We start from the raw sequence: 246 nt of genomic DNA, 5'->3' as shown, positions 1-246 counted from the left end.
GCCGTCGACGATGCCGAGGACCTGCCCGGTGGCCAGGTCGACCAGTGTCGTCATCCACGGCTCGAACCGTCTCCAAGCGCCCTCGTCGGTGCGGAACCAGCGCACTGACCGGTAGCGGTGCTCATCGACCCCCAGACGCCTTACCCGCACGTCGTCGACGTCAGGCAGGACCACAGCGGCGGCGCTGAGGGCGGACTGGACCAGCCACCACGAGACGCCGTGGGCCCGGGCCACCTCGGAGGCTGC

The 246-nt window shown here is 71.1% G+C and carries 1 pseudogene; it reads right to left on the bottom strand.

The features are described 5' to 3' along the window. Window positions 1-246 (bottom strand): annotated as a pseudogene (locus tag ACT3SQ_RS19375) (ISL3 family transposase); the annotation flags it as partial.

This window comes from Brachybacterium sp. AOP42-C2-15, from assembly GCF_052377065.1.
Lineage (GTDB): Bacteria > Actinomycetota > Actinomycetes > Actinomycetales > Dermabacteraceae > Brachybacterium.
The sequence above is the reverse complement of the archived record's forward strand: the minus strand, read 5'-3'. Positions and strand labels throughout refer to the sequence as shown.